General features: G+C 73.9%; 8 protein-coding genes and 1 pseudogene. 4 read left to right on the top strand and 5 right to left on the bottom strand.

Annotated features, from left to right (window positions below):
- Positions 1–10 precede the first annotated feature (10 nt).
- A complete protein-coding gene (locus tag OG689_RS05620; RefSeq protein WP_266318269.1) occupies positions 11–9,139 on the top strand; it encodes a non-ribosomal peptide synthetase in 9,129 nt (3,042 codons plus the stop codon).
- Positions 9,136–10,401, top strand: coding sequence for a serine hydrolase domain-containing protein (locus tag OG689_RS05615; protein ID WP_266318267.1), 1,266 nt, complete (start codon positions 9,136–9,138; stop codon positions 10,399–10,401). Before OG689_RS05620 ends, OG689_RS05615 begins: the two co-directional genes overlap by 4 nt.
- Before the next feature lie 66 nt (positions 10,402–10,467).
- On the opposite strand, the gene OG689_RS05610 is transcribed toward OG689_RS05615, so the two are convergent.
- Together OG689_RS05610 and OG689_RS05605 are read right to left on the bottom strand one after the other, a co-directional pair.
- Positions 10,468–11,109, bottom strand: coding sequence for a response regulator transcription factor (locus tag OG689_RS05610; protein WP_266318266.1), 642 nt, complete (start codon positions 11,107–11,109; stop codon positions 10,468–10,470).
- The gene (locus tag OG689_RS05605; protein WP_266318265.1) at positions 11,100–12,257 is read right to left on the bottom strand and encodes a sensor histidine kinase; all 1,158 of its coding nucleotides are present in this window, start codon (positions 12,255–12,257) and stop codon (positions 11,100–11,102) included. Before OG689_RS05605 ends, OG689_RS05610 begins: the two co-directional genes overlap by 10 nt.
- 230 nt (positions 12,258–12,487) lie before the next feature.
- Between OG689_RS05605 and OG689_RS05600 the strand changes: the two genes are divergently transcribed.
- Positions 12,488–13,087 (top strand): ATP-binding cassette domain-containing protein, encoded by a 600-nt coding sequence (locus OG689_RS05600; protein WP_266318264.1) that lies wholly within the window; start codon positions 12,488–12,490, stop codon positions 13,085–13,087.
- On the opposite strand, the gene OG689_RS05595 is transcribed toward OG689_RS05600, so the two are convergent.
- Positions 13,077–13,994, bottom strand: coding sequence for an ArsR family transcriptional regulator (locus OG689_RS05595; protein WP_266318263.1), 918 nt, complete (start codon positions 13,992–13,994; stop codon positions 13,077–13,079). The genes OG689_RS05600 and OG689_RS05595 overlap by 11 nt on opposite strands.
- 466 nt (positions 13,995–14,460) lie before the next feature.
- Here OG689_RS05595 and OG689_RS05590 point away from each other — a divergent pair.
- A pseudogene (locus tag OG689_RS05590) lies at positions 14,461–14,553 on the top strand (IS5/IS1182 family transposase); the annotation flags it as partial.
- Between the two features lie 286 nt (positions 14,554–14,839).
- Here OG689_RS05590 and gntD read toward each other — a convergent pair.
- Together gntD and OG689_RS05580 are read right to left on the bottom strand one after the other, a co-directional pair.
- On the bottom strand, positions 14,840–15,868 hold the full coding sequence (gene gntD, locus OG689_RS05585) for a guanitoxin biosynthesis L-enduracididine beta-hydroxylase GntD (RefSeq protein ID WP_266318262.1): 1,029 nt from the start codon (positions 15,866–15,868) through the stop codon (positions 14,840–14,842).
- Between the two features lie 22 nt (positions 15,869–15,890).
- Complete coding sequence (locus OG689_RS05580; protein ID WP_266318261.1) at positions 15,891–17,141, bottom strand: MFS transporter; 1,251 nt, start codon at positions 17,139–17,141, stop codon at positions 15,891–15,893.
- Positions 17,142–17,433: the final 292 nt, after the last annotated feature.

Genomic DNA, 17,433 nt, shown 5'->3' with positions numbered 1-17,433 from the left:
AGGAACCCTGATGACCCAGTCCGACGAGAAGTTCGCGTCCGTACCGGCGCACCTGCGGGCGGAGCTGCTGCGCCGCCTCGCCGGCGAGTCCGCACCCGTGGACCGGCCGATCCCCACCGCCCCCCGCGACGCCCCGCCGCCGATGTCCTCGGCGCAGGAACGGCTCTGGTTCCAGGCCGAACTGGAACCGGACAGCGCCGAGTACAACGCGCTGCGCGCGCTGCGGCTGCGCGGCGAGCTCGACGCCGCGGCGCTCGGCGCCGCACTCGACCAGGTCGTGCGCCGGCACGAGACGCTGCGCACCACGTTCGACGCGCTCGACGGGCGCGGCGTCCAGGTCGTGCACGAGTACGCCGACCGGCCGCTGCCGACCGTCGACGTCTCGGGCCCCGACGCCGGGCGCACCGTCGAGCGCTTCCTCGCGGCGGAGCTCAACACCCCGTTCGACCTGCGCCGGGGCCCCCTGCTGCGGGCCACCCTGCTGCGCGTGGACGCCCGCGAGCACGTGCTCGTCCTGGCCATGCACCACATCGTCTGCGACGGCTGGTCGACCGGGCCGCTGCTCGGCGAGCTGGCCGCCGCCTACGACGCGGCGGTCGGCGGCGTCCCCGCCGCCCTGCCGCCGCTGCCCGTGCAGTACGCCGACTTCGCCCACTGGGAACGCGAGCGCTCCGCCGACCTCGACGACCAGCTCGGCTACTGGCGCGACCGGCTCACCGGGATGCGCACGGCCGACCTGCCCACCGACCGGCCGCGGCCACCCGTCCGCACCCCCGCGGGCGCGACCCTGCCGGTGGAGATCCCCGCCGACGTGCTGGGCCGGCTGCGGGAGCTGAGCCGTGGGCGTGACGCGACCCTGTTCATGGCCCTGGTCACCGTCACGAAGGTGCTGCTGGCCCGGTACAGCGGCGAACCCGACGTGTCGGTCGGTACCGTCACCCTGGGCCGGAACCGGCCCGAGCTGGAGAACCTGATCGGCTCCTTCATCAACACGGTGGTGCTGCGCTCCCAGGTGGAGGAGTCGCTGTCGTTCACGGAGCTGCTCGGCCGGGTGCGCACGGGCCTGCTGGAGGCCTTCGCCCACGACGAGGTCCCCTTCCAGCGCCTGGTCGACACGCTGCGGCCGGACCGGGACGCGTCCCGGCCGCCGCTGGTGCAGGTGATGGTCAACCTGCAGAACATGGCCGACACGCTGCCGGCCTTCCGGGGCCTGGAGGTCACCGAGATCCAGCCGGCGGTCGACGTCGCGAAGCTGGACCTCACCTTCGACTTCTACGAGGACGCCTCCTCGCTCGTCTGCTACCTGGAGTACAGCACCGACCTCTTCGACCGGGCGACCGTCGAGCGGCTCGGCGGTCACCTCGTCACCCTGCTGCGCGCGGTGACCGACCGGCCCGAGGCGCCGTTCGCCGGTCTGTCCATGCTGCCGCCCGACGAGCTGCGCACCCTCACCGTCGACTGGCAGGCCCCGGCCGCCCCGGCACCGGCCGAGCGGACCCTGCACCAGATCTTCGACGAGCAGGCGGCCCGGACGCCCGACTCCGTCGCGGTGAGCGACAGCAGCCGGCGGCTCACCTTCGCCGAACTGGCCGTGCGCTCCAACCGGCTCGCGCACCACCTGGTCGCGGCCGGCGTCCGGCCGGGCGTGCTGACCGGCGTCCGCCTCGAGCGCGGCGTGGACGCGATGGTCGCACTGCTGGCCGTGCTGAAGGCCGGTGGCGCCTTCGTGCCGCTCGACCCCGAGCACCCCGAGCAGCGGCTGGCCATGCTGCTCGGCGACGCCGCCGCCCCGGTGCTGATCACCGACTCGGCGACGGCGGGCGACGGCGACCGGATCACCATCCGGCTCGACACCGACCAGGACGCGATTCTCCGCCACCCCGCCACGCCGCCCACCACGGCCGCCGGGCCGGACGACCTCGCGTACGTCGTCTACACCTCCGGCTCGACCGGCCGCCCCAAGGGCGTGATGGTCAGCCACCGCAACGCGAGCCACATGATGCGCGCCTGGGACGCCCGCTACGGCCTGACCGCGCTGCGGGGCCGCTCCCTGTCGGTGTCCAGCCTCGCCGTCGACCTGTTCCTCGGCGACTTCCTGATGTCCGCGATGTACGGCGGCGAGATGGTGATCTGCCCGGCGGAGGTGATCGCCGACCCGCCCGCATTGGCCGCGCTGATCACCGAGACCCGGCCGCAGCTGCTGGTGACCACCCCGTCGCTGGCCAAGGCCGTCGCCCAGGAACTGTCCTGGACCGGCAGCCGTGCGGACTCGCTGCGGGTCCTCGCGGTCGGTTCGGAGGCATGGCTGGCCGACGACGCCGCCGCGACCCTGGCGGTGCTCCCGCCCGAGGCCGTCGTCACCAACAACTACGGCGCCACCGAGACCACCGTGGACTCCACCACGTACCAGCTGCGGGCCGGTGAGCCGATCGGCACGGCGGTGGTGCCGATCGGCCGGCCGCTGAGCAACACCCGCACCTACGTGCTCGACGACCGGCTGCGCCCCGTCCCCGTCGGCGTGCCCGGCGAGATCTGCATCGGCGGCGACGGCGTCGCGCAGGGCTACTGGAACCGGCCCGAGCTCACCGCCCAGCGCTTCACCGACGACCCGTTCACCGGCGGGCGGCTCTACCACACCGGCGACATCGGGCGCTGGCGGCCCGACGGCAACCTGGAGTACCTCGGCCGCGCGGACGACCAGGTCAAGATCCGCGGCTTCCGGGTGGAGCTCGGCGAGGTCGAGGCGGCCCTGCTGCGCCACCCCGGCGTCACGGCCGCCGCCGCCGCGGTGCGGCCCGACCCGGTGGGCCGCGACCGGCTCGTCGGCTACCTGGTCGCGGACGGCGCCGCGCCCACCCTCACCGAGCTGCGCGCCTTCCTCGCCGGGATCGTGCCCGACCCGGCCGTCCCCTCCGCCCTGGTCGTCCTGGACGAGCTTCCGATGACACCGAGCGGCACCCTCGACCGCAAGGAGCTGCCCGCGCCGGCGACCACCGACCACGCCACCGGGACGCACGTGGCGCCGCGCAACCCCACCGAATCCGCACTCGCCGCGATCTGGGCCGAGGTGCTGGGCCTGCCGCCCGGCGCGGTCGGTGTCGACGACAACTTCTTCGAGCTCGGCGGCGACTCGATCGTCGGGCTGCAGGTCGTGTCCAAGGCACGGCGGGCCGGCCTGCGGCTGACCGCCAAGCAGATCTTCCTGCACCAGACCGTCGCCGACCTGGCCGCCGTCGTCCAGGAGGTGGACCGCGCGGCCGCGCCGCAGGCGGCCACCAGCGCGGTCGGGGAGGTGCCGCTCACCCCGGTGCAGCGCTGGTACTTCGAGCAGTACCCCGAGGGCGCCCGCCACTTCAACCAGTCGATGTTCGTCGAGCTCGCGCCCGGCACCGATCCGGCCGCCCTGCGCACGGCGGTGACGGCGCTGCTCGACCACCACGACGCGCTGCGGCTGCGCGCCGTCCGCACCGACGGCGGCTGGCGGCAGCACTGCGCGAGCGCCGAGGCGGGCGAGCCGTTCCGCCGGGTCGACCTGTCCGGCCTCGACCGGACCGCCCGCGAGCAGGCGGTCCGCGAGGCGGTCACGGCGGCCCAGACCGGCTTCCGGCTCGACGCCGGGCCGCTGCTCGGCGCGGTGCTCCTCACCGGTGCGCCCGAGCCCGACCGGCTGTTCGTCACGGTGCACCACCTCGTCGTCGACGGGGTCACCTGGCGGGTGCTGCTCTCCGACCTGGAGCTCGCCTACGGGCAGGCGGCGCAGGGCCTGCGGGTCGGCCTGCCGGAGAAGTCCACCGGGTTCCGGGAGTGGTCGCAGCGGCTGACCGAGGCGGCCGGCTCCGGCCGCTTCGACCGTGAGCGGCCGTACTGGCAGGCCGTCGAGGCGGCGTCCGCCGCGTGCCCGCCGCTGCCGGTCGACCGCACGGCGCCGGACACCCTCGCGGACGCCCGCACGGTCGAGGCCGGTCTCGACGCCGAGCTGACCCGGGCGCTGCTGCGGGACGTGCCGGCGGCGTACCGCACCCAGATCAACGACGTGCTGCTGACGGCGCTCGCGGCGGTGCTGGCCGACTGGACCGGCGGCGAGGCCGTCGCGGTCGAGCTGGAGGGCCACGGCCGCGAGAACCTCTTCGACGACGTCGACCTGTCCCGCACGGCGGGCTGGTTCACCACGCTCTTCCCGGTCGTGCTGCCGGTGCCGGGCGACGACTGGGGCACCCGGCTCAAGGCCGTCAAGGAGACCCTGCGCGCCGTCCCCGAAGCCGGAATCGGGTACGGCGCCCTGCGCTACCTGACCGACGGCGCCGGGCTGGGCGGCGGCCGCTGCCGGATCGGCTTCAACTACCACGGCCACTTCGACGTGGCCACCGGCGACGGCCTGCTGCGCGGCTGGCGGCCCAGCCCGGCACCCGACCGCAGCCCGGACCTGGCCCGCCCGAACCTCCTGGAGGTCACCGGGATGGTCCGCGACGGCCGGCTCGAGTTCTCCTGGGAGTACTCGGCCGCGCTGCACGACGAGACGACGATCGCCGGCCTCGCGGCGCGGTTCACCGCCGCGCTCGCCGAGATCGTGGCGCATTGCGCCCGGGCCGGCGGCTGCACCCCGTCCGACTTCCCGCTCGCCGGGCTCGACCAGGCCGGCGTCGACCGGATCGCCGGGGACGGCCGCACGGTCGAGGACGTCTACCCGCTCACGCCGATGCAGAGCGGCCTGCTGTTCCACTCGCTCGACGCGCACGAGGACGACATCTACTTCACCCACCTCGGGCTGGTCCTCGACGGCGTCACCGACCCCGCCCTGCTGGCCGAGGCGTGGCAGCGGGTCGTCGACCGCACGCCCGTGCTGCGCACGGCGATCGCCGAGGCCGAGAGCGGCCGCCCCCTGCAGGTGGTCCACCGGGACGTGACCGTGCCCGTCGTCGTCGAGGACTGGTCGGAGCTGACCGAGGCCCGGCAGCAGGAGCGCATCCGCCTGCTGGCCGAGACCCCGGGCGAACCGCTCGACCTGTCGCGGCCGCCGCTGCTGCGGCTGCACCTGGCCCGGCTCGGCGCGTCCACCGTCCACCTGCGCTGCTCCTCGCACCACCTGCTGCTCGACGGCTGGAGCATGGCCGACGTGCTCGGCGAGGTCTTCGCGGAGCACGCCGCGCTCGGTGGCCGCCAGGTCGCGGCGCCGCGCCCGCGCCGTCCGTTCCGCGAGTACGTGCGCTGGCTCGGCGAGCAGGACACCGCATCGGCGCAGAAGTACTGGACCGATCTGCTCGCCGGGTTCTCCGGGCCCACCGCGCTGCCGTTCGACCGGGTGCCGATGCGCTCGCACCAGTCCCGCGACACCGGCCACCTCGACCTCGTGCTCACGGCGGAGGAGACCGGGCGGCTGGAGGGCTTCGCCCGGGAGGCCCGGGTCACCGTCAACACCCTGATCCAGGGGGCCTGGGCCCTGCTGCTGTCCCGTTACAGCGGCGACCGGCAGGTCTGCTTCGGCACGACGGTGGGCGGTCGGCCCGCCGACCTGCCGGGGTCGGACGAGATGGTCGGCCTCTTCATCAACACCCTGCCCGCCCGGCTGACCGTCTCGCCCGGCAGCGACCTGCGCGCCTGGCTGCGCGAGATCCAGGAGCAGCAGGTCGACGGCCGCCAGTACGAGTACGTCTCGCTCGCCCAGGTGCGGCACTGGGCCGGGATCCCGGCCGGCACCGACCTCTTCGACAGCTGCGTGGTCTTCGAGAACTTCCCGTACGACGAGCACGCCGCCGAGCGCCACGGGCTGGGGGTGCGGTCGCTGGCGGGCCTGGAGACGTCGAACTTCCCGCTCACCTGCGTGGCGCACCTGGTGGACGGGCTCCACATGCGGCTCGGCTACGACCCGCGCCTGTTCGACGACGCCACCGCGGACCGCTTCGCCGGTCATCTGCTCGGCATCCTCGACGCGATGGTGGCGCCGCCCGGCACCACCCTGCGGGACCTGCCGTTGGTCCGTGGCGCCGAACACGACCAGCTGATCGAGGAGTTCAACGGCACCCCGTCCGGTTACCCCGAGCGGTGCCTGCACGAGCTCTTCGCGGACGTCGCGCGCGAGCACCCGGACCGGCCCGCGGTCGTCGCCGGCGACGTCCGGCTCAGCTACGCCGAACTGGACGCCCGCGCCGACCGGCTGGCCCACGAGCTGGTCGGCCGGGGCGTCGGCCCGGAGGTCGCGGTGGGCATCTGCCTGCCGGGTGGCGCCGAGCGGGTCACCGCCATGATCGCCGTCCTCAAGGCCGGCGGCGCGTACGTGCCGATCGACCCGGGGTACCCGGCGGAGCGCCTCGCCTTCCTGATCCGTGACGCGGCCGTGCCGGTGATGCTGACCAGCGCCGCGCTCGCGCCCGTCCTGCCGCCGAGCGGCGCCGAGACGCTGCTGGTCGACGATCTGCGGCCGGGGCCCGTCGTCGGGCCGCCGCCCTCGAGCGCCGCGCCGGACAACATCGCGGTGCTCGTCTACACCTCGGGCTCGACCGGCACGCCCAAGGCCAGCATGGTCACCCACCGCGGCCTGGTCCGCCTCGTGCACGCCGCGGGCGACCACACCTTCGGCGAGGCCACCAGGCTCGCCCAGCACCACTCGATCTCGTTCGACGCCGCGCAGAACGAGCTGTGGCAGGCGCTGCTGAGCGGCGCGTGCCTGGCCGTGCCGCCCGGCGACTTCCACTCGGTCGACGAACTCGACAAGTTCCTGGGCGAGAACGAGGTGGAGGCCATCTCGTTCGCGGCGGGCTTCTTCCACGCCGTCGCCGACACGGACCCGGGGATCCTCGCGGGGCTGCGAAGGGTCGTGGTCGGCGGCGAGGCGCTGTCCGCGGCGCACTGCGCACGCGTCCTCGACCGGCTGCCCGACCTGGAGATCATCAACGAGTACGGGCCCACCGAGTGCTCGGTGACCACGACCTGCTTCCCGGTCGAGCGCGGCGGGCCGCCCGGACGGACCGTCTCGATCGGCCGGCCGACCGCGGACGCCCGGGTCTACCTGCTCGACCAGGACCTGCAGGTGGTGCCGGTGGGGGTGACGGGGGAGGCCTACCTCGCCGGGGACGGCGTGTGCCGGGGCTACCGGGACCGGCCCGGGCTGACCGCCGAACGCTTCCTGCCGGACCCCTTCGGGGCGCCGGGTGCCCGGATGTACCGGTCCGGTGACCTGATGCGCTGGCGCCCGGACGGCACGCTCGAATTCGTCGGCCGCAGCGACGACCAGGTGAAGCTGCGCGGCTACCGCATCGAGCTCGGGGAGATCGAGCAGGCGCTCGCCCGGCACCCGGACGTGGCAGGGGCGGCCGTCGTCGTCCGCGAGGACCAGCCGGGCCGCCGGCGCCTGGTCGGGTACGTCGTCTCCGAGCAGGACCCGGCCGAACTGACCGCGTACCTCGCCGCCCGCCTGCCCGAGTTCATGGTTCCGGCAGCGTTCGTCCGGATGGACGGGCTACCGCTCACCGCGCACGGCAAGGTCGACCGCCGCGCCCTGCCGGAGCCCGCGGCCTCGGCCGCCGGCCGGGCCTCGGTGGAGCCGCGCACCGACGACGAGCGCACGATGGCCGCGATCTGGGCGGAGGTGCTCGGCGTGGAGCGGGTCGGGGTGACCGACGACTTCTTCGACCTCGGCGGCGACTCGATCCTCAGCATCCAGGTCGTGTTCAAGAGCCGCCGGGCGGGCCTGCAGGTCTCCTCCAGCGACCTGTTCCGCCACTCGACCGTCGAGCAGCTCGTCGCCGCCGCCGGCCAGGACCGCCAGGTCGTCGCGACCCAGGAGGCCGAGGCCGGCGAGCTGCCGCTCACCGCGATCCAGCACGAGTTCTTCGCGCGCAACACGGTCGCCCCGCAGCACTTCGCCCAGTCGATCCACGTCGAGCTGGCGGCGGACACCGACGAGGCGGCGCTGCGGGCCGCGATCACGGCGGTCGTCGCGCACCACGACGCGCTGCGGACGCGGTACCCGAGCGACGAGCGGGGCCGCCGGTCGCCGCGGAACGCCGCGGCCGAGACCGGCGAGCTGTTCGAGCGCCACGACCTCTCGGGGCTGCCCGACGAGGAGCTGCCCCCGGTCATGAACCGGCTCGCCGTGGCGGCCGACGGGGGCTTCGACCTGGCGGCCGGGCCGCTGCTGCGGGCGGTCCTGTTCGACCTCGGCCCGGGCCGGCGGGCGCACCTGCACCTGACCGTGCACCACCTCGTGATCGACGCGGTGTCGTGGCGGATCCTCAACCACGACCTGGACCTCGCGTACCGGCAGGCCCTCGGCGGCGAGGTGATCGATCTGGGTGCCAAGACCACCTCGTTCCGGCAGTGGGCCACCCGGCTCGCGGCGCACGCGGCCGGCGGCGGCTTCGCCGACCAGAGCGCCCACTGGGACGCGGTGCCCGAGGCCGAGCCGCTGCCGACCGACGGCCCAGGACCGAACGTGGTGTCCTCGCGGCGGATCCTGCCGGTACGGCTGGAGCAGGACGAGACCGCGGTGCTGCTGCACGTGGCGCCGGGCAGGTTCCGGGCCCGGGTCAGCGACGTGCTGCTCGCCGCGCTGGCCCGGACGATGTGCCGCTGGTCCGGTGACGACCGGCTGGTGATCGAGATGGAGGGCCACGGGCGTGAGGAGATCTTCGACGACATCGACCTCTCCCGCACCGTCGGGTGGTTCACCAGCTCCTACCCCGTCGCGCTGGAGGTGCCCGGACGGACGGACGGCGAGGCCGACTGGCCCGCCGTCGTGCGGTCGGTGCGCCGCTGCCTGCGCGCCGTTCCCGGCAACGGGCTCGGCTACGGCCCGTTGCGCCACCTCGGCGGGGGCGGCACGCCGCCCGTGGAACACACGCCGCCGGCGGTGCTGTTCAACTACCACAGCCAGACCGAGGAGATCACGCAGACGGCCGACCGCTCGCTGTTCCACGCCTTCCACGATTCGATCGGCCAGGAACAGGACGAGCGCGAGCGGGTCGTGCAGGCGCTGGAGGTGGTCGGCGCGGTCGAGGGCGGCCGGCTCGGCTTCGACCTGCACTACTCGGTCAACCTGCACGAGCCCGAGACGATCGCGCGGGTCGGCGCCGAACTCGTGGCGGCGCTGCGGTCGATCGCCCGCCTGTGCGACCCGGCTCTCGGGGCGGAGGACGCCCGGTGAACGAGTTGCTGACGGAGCTCGCGCTCCGGCACGGCGTGCCCGGCGCCCAGCTGGCGATCTGGCGCGACGGCCTCCTCCTCACCGCGGAGACCGGTGAGGAGGAGGCCGGATCGGGGCGGCCGGTGACGGACGCGACCGCGTTCCCGCTCGGCTCGCTCACCAAGCCGTTCACCGCGACCCTCGCGGCCCTGCTGGTCGCCGACGGCGACGCCGACCTGGACGAGCCCCTGTCGGAGCAGCTGGGCGAGCTGCGCGCGGGCCCGCAGTTCACCCTGCGGCAGGTGCTCAGCCACACCGCGGGCCTGGCGGCCAACACCGCCGAGCTGCCCCCCGGGACCACCCGCGCCCGCTGGCTCGCCCGCCACGCGGCCGAACTGGCCGTGCACGAGCCGGGGGCGGCCTTCTCCTACTCCAACCCGGGCTACCTGATCGCCGGCCGCCTGGTCGAGGAGATCACCGGGCTGGACTGGACGGAGGCCGCGCACTCGATGCTGCTGCGCCCCCTGGGGCACGACGCCGCGGCGCCGACCGCCTCGGGCCATCTGGTCCGCCCGGACGCCGCGCCCCGGCCCATCCAGGAGCAGTCCGTCCCGCCCCTGGAGGACCCGGCCGCCGGTCTGCGGGCCTCCGCCCGCGACCTCGCGGTGTTCGGGGCCGCGCACCTGGGCCTCGGTCCGGGCGCGGCCCTGCTGGACGCCGCGACGGCGCGATCGATGCGCGAGGACGTCACGGCGGGGCTCGCCGTGGACGCCTACGGGCTGGCGGGCGGCTGGGGCGCCGGATGGTCGTGGTACGGGCCCTGGTTCGGCCACGACGGCACCGGCGACGGCGCGTGGAGCCACCTGCGCGCCAACCCGTCGACGGGGACGGTGGTGGCGCTGACCGCCAACGGCAGCACCGGCGCGCGGCTGTGGGAGTCGCTGCTCGGGCGGCTCGGCGAAACCGGCCTGGAGGTCGGCGACCATCCGCGGGACCCGGGCGCCGGCGAGTCCGTGCCGGCGCCCACGGGGTGCGCGGGCCTCTACGTGAACGGCGACTGGTCGTGCCGGGCCCAGGCCGCCGGCGACGGTGAACTCCTGCTCTCGGTCGCCGGAGCGGCGCCGGTCCGGCTCGTCGTCGGCCCGGACCTCTCCTTCCGGACGCCGTCGGACGGCGGTTCGCGGGCGGCGATGCCCTACCTCGGGCGGTTCCTGCGGGACCCGGCGACCGGTGACGTCGACCGGGTGCAGATCACCGGGAGGCTCTGCGTCCGGCAGCAGTAGCACGCCCCCGGAGCGGCGGGCCCGGTCGACGACCGGGTCCGCCGCTCTGTCGTGCCTGCGAAGCCGTCAGGACGCATCCAGGTAGGTCAGCACGGCCCGGACCCGCCGATGGCCGGCATCGGTCTCGGTGAGCTCGAACTTCGCGAAGATGTTGCCGATGTGCTTGTGCACGGCGTTGTCGCTGATGGACAACTTGGTGGCCAGCGTGGCGTTGTCGTGCCCCTCCGCCATGAGCGCCAGGACCTCCCGCTCCCGTCGGGTGAGGGTGGACAGCGGCCGGGTCCGCCTGGCGAGCAACTGGCTCACCACGTCGGGGTCGAGCGCCGTGCCGCCGGCGGCCACCCGGCCGAGCGCCTCCAGGAATTCGTCGACCCGGCTGATGCGGTCCTTCAGCAGGTAGCCGACGCCGCCCCCGCTGTCGGAGAGCAGCTCGGACGCGTACGTCTGCTCCACGTACTGGGACAGGACCAGGACCGGCAGCCCGGGACGGACCCGCCGGGCCTCGATCGCGGCCCGGATCCCTTCGTCCCGGAACCGCGGCGGCAGCCGCACGTCGACGAGGGTGACGGCCGGGCGGTGCCGCTCGACCGCGGCCAGGAACCCCTCGGCGTCGGTGGCGACCTCGGCCACCTCGTGGCCGTAACTGGTGAGCAGCAGCTCCAGGCCGGTGGCGAGCAGGACGTTGTCCTCCGCGATGACTATCCGCACGGCAGCTCCACGGTGATGGTGGTGGGGCCGCCCGCCGGGCTGACGACCGTGACGTAGCCGTCGAGAGCCTGCGCGCGGCCCCGGAGACCGGCCAGCCCGCTGCCGCCGTTCTCCCGCGCGCCGCCCACGCCGTTGTCGGTGACCACGACGGTGAGCACGTCCTCGGCGTGCCACACCCTCAGCCCCGCCTCGGTGGCCCGGCTGTGCTTGGCCACGTTCGTCAGCGCCTCGGTGACCACGAAGTAGGCGACCGCCTCGATGGCCGCCGGGATCCGGTGCAGCTCGCCGATGTCGAGCGAGACCGGCACGCCGCCCCGGGCGGCGACGGTGCGCAGGGCCCCCTGCAGCCCGCGGTCGGCGAGGATGGGCGGGTAGATGCCGCGGAGCACCTCGCGGAGCTCCACCATCGCCTCCTCGGTGACGTCGGTCGCCTCGTGGAGCATCCGGGCGACGGTGGCCGGGTCGTGGTCGAGGCACCGCCGGGCCACCGCGAGCCGCATGGCCACGGCCACCAACCGTGCCTGGGTGCCGTCGTGCAGGTCCCGCTCGATCCGCCGCAGCTCGGCGCCGTGCGCCTCCAGCGCGTCACTGCGGGTGCGGGTGAGCGTGGCCACGCGATCGGCGAGTCGCTGGGCACGCGACGAGGAGAGCGCGGCGAGGGTCAGCCGGGCGTAGCCCGTGGCGAGCGGCGGCAGCGCCAGGCAGCCGGCGGTGAACACGATCGTCCCCAGCGACGGGCCGGCGAACACGTCGTGCCAGCCGGCGACCGGGACGTCCAGCACCGTCGTCGGGCCGCCCTGGTCCGGGAACGCCCACGACAGCGGCAGCGTCACCACGACCAGCAGCGCGTTGCCGAGGCAGAGGAGCGTGGCGAGCCCACCGGTGAGGCCGAGCGTGACGTGCAGGCCGAGCCAGTACAGAAGCCGGGGCAGGGCGATGCTCTGCGTGCGGACCGGGCGCCCCAGCAGGCGACCGGCCCGCTGCCGGTGCCACTCGGCCCAGGCCTGACGCATACTCGGGTGGCAGAGCAGCAGGATCGACAGGAGGCTCATGGCCGCGGTGCCGAGCTCCCCGAGGAGGTAGACCGTGGCCCGCAGCGGCGACACCCAGACACGGACCGGCGGAGCACACCGGGTTGTGGTGCGCACTACAGCAGGCTGTAGTTCTTTCCCTGCGGCTGAGGGTATGGGCTCAGCAGCGCCGGGGGCCCTACCATTCCACTGAGACCGAGTGTCAGGAACCGGAGGTGGAGAGTATCGGCCCACCTCCGCCGGTGTGGAACGGGGACGGCGGACTGGTTGCACAACCTACCTCCCGAACGTTGAAAGAGATCACCATGACAGACCGTTGTCCGGCTCTGCAGCTGTCCCGTGTTGGCTTGACCGGAGCCGATGGCGTCGAGCCCGAAGTCGTCATCGAGAATGTGACGTTCGCCTGCGAGGCCGGCACCTGGACGGCGCTGGCCGGGCCGGCCGCCTCGGGCCGGACCTGTGTCCTGCGGTGCGCCGCGGGGCTGGATCCGCTGACGACGGGCGAGGTCCGGCTGGCCGAGGGCCTGCGGCTCGCGCATGTCGGGCTCCGGCCGCTGACGGAGCAGCTGGCGGCGGTCGGCACGCTCGCCTCGGTGCTCGGCCGGCTGCCGACCGAGGCGGCCGAACAGCTGCGCGAGGCCCTGCATCGGCTCGGCCTGTGGGAGGAACTGGACACCCCGGTACTCGACCTGACGGAGGGTCGGCAGCGCGCGGCCGCCGTCGCGGTCGCGATCGCCGACGGCCCCGACGTGCTGCTCGCCGACGACCTCACCGGCGGACTTCCGCCCGCCGCCGCGGCGGCCGTCCTGGACCTGCTGCGCGATCTGGTGGACCGGCAGGGGCTCTGCGTCCTGGCCTCGGCGGCCGATCTGGCCTCGCTGGAGCGGGCCGACGTGGTGGTGCTGCTGGCCGAGGGCCGCGTGGTCGAGACCCGGGTCATGCCCTGAGGCTGCGGGGCCCCGCCCCGCCCCGCCCCTCGCCCGCGCGAGTGCTGCCGGGGCTGCCCAGGATGTCGGCGACCTCGGCGGGCAACTCCCGCTGCAGGAGCGCCAGGCCGAGCGGGGTCAGGGTGTGCATGGCGGTGGTGCGGTTGCGCAAGGTGGTGATCAGACCCGCCTCGCGCAGCACGGTGGCCTGCTTGCTCGCGCCGGAGAGGGAGATGCCGAGCCGGCCGGACAGATCGCCGGTGGTGCCGCTCTCGGACAGCGCGCGCAGGGCGGCCGCACGGGTGGCCCCGACGAGCGCGGACAGCGCCCGGTCGCCCTCGACCTCGGACTCCTCGGGAGCCGACTCCAGATCGTTGAGGTCCAGGGGCACGGAGAAGACGAGGGCGGGCACGCCGGACTGCCGCTCGGAGGGGACGAACACGCAGGTCTTCGCGGGGAGGAAGAGCGAGGGGCTCAGGATCAGGCCGCGCCCGTCGAGCTTGATGTCGAGGTCGAGGTCGGAGGCGATGTGCAGCTCCGGGGACTCCCACGTCACCTTGGGGTGCAGGCCGGCGAGCAGGAACTCGATGCCGTTGGTGATGGCCATCCGCCCGCGCACGTCACGCTCGACCTCCAGCCGGGCCTGCATCCGCGACCAGTAGGGCAGGATGCCCGCGCAGCAGAACAGCAGGACCACCTGGGCGAGTCTTCGGGCCCGGGCGCGCACGGCCGAGGGCACCGAGGCCGTGTCGGCGCCGTCCCGCCCCAGCAGCCACAGGAGGTCGGGAACCACCCGGTACTCGGACACGACCTTGTCCACCGCGGGCAGATCGTCGCCGAGACGCTCACGTACCAACCTGTGCCAACCGACGCCACCGCGAGCCCGGTCGCGCCCGAAGCGGTGGAGCGCGAAGACCGCTTCGGACATCGGTCCCAAGGTATGCACCATTCTTAACCGTTGAATGTCTTCGCTGGTTACGTGAATGCGCAACACTGCGACCCCCCGTGTTACATCTGATGCGCTTTTGCACGCCGAAGCCTAAGCGCGCATTGCCAGCCATGGCAAGATCGGGGGCTTACGATCTTGACCGGACCGTGTCATTCCGGGTGGCGTGGGGCTTCGTGATCTCTTGTCGGGCGACCTTCGGGCTGCCGGGACGCCCTGGCGCGCCGGGCATCGGGTGGGGGGACGGTGCCGGCGCTGCCGGCGACCGGGGTGCTCTGCCGTGCGGCCGGAGTGATCACGGCCGGTCCGCCCCGGAGGGTCCTCGCCGTCGGGACGGGGCGGTGCCGCGTGTGCGGACCGGTCGCGCCACCTCGTCGCGGGGGCGGCGACGAGGGGCGTCCGGCCTGTCGTGGAGCCTCCCGGCGGAGCGCCTCGCTCCGCTCTTCTGGCTTACCGGGAAACAAATTTGACGCTGCGACAGATCGCGCTACTGTTCGGCGTGTCCATGTCGGCGGCCGACTGTGTCGTCGGTCACATCGGCCTGTGGCGACCGTCCGGAGCGTCCTGGGCGACGGCGGCCCCGAGGGCCGCCGTGCCCGTCATGCCGCGTCCGGCGCCGCCCGCCCGCACGGCCCGGTCCAGGTGTCGCGACCGGAGGGGTGACGGTCGGGCGAGGCCTGTTCCGATCCGTTCGGAGATCAATACCGGGAGAGGAATCACCTTTGTCGTCCTCGAGCGCCGGCGCGGACCCGCGCGGGATCCATATCAGTTCCATCTGCAAGCTCGACCCGGTTCACGCAGTTTTCATGAAAGCCCGGGAATGATCTTCAGTAGACGACCCGCGACTCCGCCGACAGGCGGGTGTGGCGGGACTTTCGCAGATCGCGGGTGATATTCAGGCGGCGCAGCCAGCGGTCCGTTCCGTCGAAACGTGCCTGAAAAGGCTTACGGCCGTGAACAACACGATAATTGTCGATGAAAACAATATCGCCGGGAGCCAGGGAAACGCCGCCCATCGCCGCGTCCAGGGCCTGGCCGATCACATCCAGCGCCCGCTGCTCGTCCTCACCCTGCACCCCCTGCATGTAGTACGGGTCCAGCCGCAGGTACGGATCCTTCGGCGAGCCGAAGAGAACCGCGACCGGCTCGGGGGACGCCAGGGCGCCGTCCACCCGCTCGGCGCTGCGCCTCTTGAGCTCGGCCACCTCGGGATCCTCCGGGCCGCCCGCGACCTGGTTCTGCGGACGGTGCGAGTCGTCCGGCAGGATCTTGAAACGCTCCTGGGCCAGGGCCGCGCGCGTCGCGTCGTCGAGCCGCACGTCGGCGATGTCGGCGAAGGTGGTCTCCACGTCGTCGGGGTTGCGCAGGCACATCAGGCCCAGGTAGTCGGTGCGCAGGGGGTGGAAGGCGTCCTCGGTGTGCCAGGAGAGCGTCTCCGCGCTTCCCCAGCCGATCTGGCCGTGCTCGTGGGCACGGATCGGGAAGATGTCGTGCATGACCCGCCCGTCCTGCTGGGTGGCCCAGCCGATCGGCTCGCCGAGCAGGCAGCTGATGAGCAGGAACGGGATGTCGAGGCGCAGCGTCGCGTCGGGCGCGGCCTTGTCGCGCCAGTCCGGCGGGGTCGGCCCGAGCGCCGCGTCGTCGACCGGCAGTCCGGACACCACCAGGACGCCCGACGGCTCGGTCAGCTTGAAGTCGACCAGCGCCGTCCGCAGTTCGCGGGGCAATTCGTGTGCGTGGACCTGGGCGGCCCGGTGCAGGGCGGGATCCTCGATGGACGAGAAGCGCCCCGCGACCTCCGTGGTGATCTTCTCGATCGCGACGATGTCCTCGTCGCGCAACTGCAGCTTCAGCATCTTCTTCCTCCGTGGTCGGTGGTCAGGAGTGGGCCGGCTGTGGTGCGGCCGACAGGTGGGGCAGCGCGAGGCGGCGCAGGGTCGGGCTCAGGGTGGCGCCGGCGGCGACCACCACCAGCAGCGCGGCCGCGCCGAGAATGCTGGCGGCGCCGCTCCGGGTGCCGGTGGCCAGCACGCCGGCGACGACGGGACCGGCCGTGGCCGCCAGTTCGGCGCCGAGGCCGACCAGGCCGGACAGGCGTCCGCGCAGGCCGTCGGGCACGGCCGACAGCTGGCAGGTGATCACGGTCGTGTTGGCGACCGGCATGGCCATCGCCGCCACGCCCAGCAGGATTCCGAGCGGCACGCCGCGCGGGGCGTACGCCATGGCACCGGCGACGGCGGCGAAGACCCAGGTCGAGCCGATGACCAGCACCGCCGGCGACAGCGCCGCCGCGTGCAGACGCTCGGCGACCAGGGCGCCGATCAGGCCGCCCGCGCCGAAGCAGGTCATCATCAGGCCCATCTGGCCGGGCGCGACGTGGTCCTCGCCCGACACGATCAGGACGAGCACCACCAAGGTGTGGAAGGCGAGGTTCACGCCGACGATCCAGGCCATCGTCGCCCGGATGGTCCGCATCCGCAGCAGCTGCCCGAACCCGCCGGCCCGCGGTGCGCCGGCAGCCGCGCTCTCCTCGCCGCCGCCGGGCCCGGCGGCGATGCTCGGCAGCTGCAGCGCCGCCAGCGCCACGAACGACACCGCCAGCACCGACGTGTTCAGCGTGAACGGCAGCACCTCGTGCAGCCCGAACGTGAAGCCGGCCAGCGCCGGACCGATCAGCAGCGCGGCGAACGGCCGGGCCGCGTTGCGCGCCAACGCCTGCGGCAGCAGGCTCTCCGGCACGACCTGGGGCAGGGCCGCGTTCTCGGCCGGTACGAAGATGCCGGCGGCCGCGCCCTCGACCGCCGCCACCAGCAGGACCAGCCACAGCGGGCAGCGGCCCAGCAGGACGGCGCCGGCGACGCCGAGCATCGCCACCGTACGGACGCCCTGGGCCACCACCATCACCCGCTTGCGGTCCGTCCGGTCGGCCAGCGCCCCGGCGGGCAGGCTGACCAGGGCCCGGGCACCGGCGAGCACCGCGGCGGCGCCGGAGACCGCGGCCGCCGAGCCCCCGTGGGCGAGCAGGAGCAGGGGGAAGGCGATGTACGCGATCTCGGCGGCCATCTCGGACAGGAACATGCCGGACCAGAGGATGCGGTAGTTGCGGTTGCTCAGCAGGGGAGTGGTCATGCCGTGGCTTCCCGGTGTGACGGCGGTGGAGGCCACCGAGTCTTGCGGCGACCGGGCGGGCGTCGCCACGAAGTTGACCCGTGGACGAAACTCCGAGGCCAGCCGCGTCGCCGCCCCTGGCGCGGGCCACGGCCTGCGCAATGTCGGCACGGGTCAAGTTCGTTGAGGACAGCGGTGCTTGCGTCGATATTTGAGCGCTGGGTCGTGTCACGCATCCGGCACGGCAGCGAGCCACGACGGCAGGGAGTCCCTTATGGCCTTCGCGACAGCGACCGCTTCCTCGGAACAAGAG

Origin of the sequence: Kitasatospora sp. NBC_00240 (genome assembly GCF_026342405.1) — a bacterium.
Classification (GTDB): Bacteria; Actinomycetota; Actinomycetes; order Streptomycetales; family Streptomycetaceae; genus Kitasatospora.
The sequence above is the reverse complement of the archived record's forward strand: the minus strand, read 5'-3'. Positions and strand labels throughout refer to the sequence as shown.

Excerpts from the sequence above, each read along its gene's own strand:
- OG689_RS05620 (WP_266318269.1), top strand. The coding sequence starts at position 11 with ATGACCCAGTCCGACGAGAAGTTCGCGTCCGTACCGGCGCACCTGCGG.
- OG689_RS05595 (WP_266318263.1), bottom strand. The coding sequence starts at position 13,994 with ATGTCCGAAGCGGTCTTCGCGCTCCACCGCTTCGGGCGCGACCGGGCT.
- gntD (WP_266318262.1), bottom strand. The coding sequence starts at position 15,868 with ATGCTGAAGCTGCAGTTGCGCGACGAGGACATCGTCGCGATCGAGAAG.
- OG689_RS05580 (WP_266318261.1), bottom strand. The coding sequence starts at position 17,141 with ATGACCACTCCCCTGCTGAGCAACCGCAACTACCGCATCCTCTGGTCC.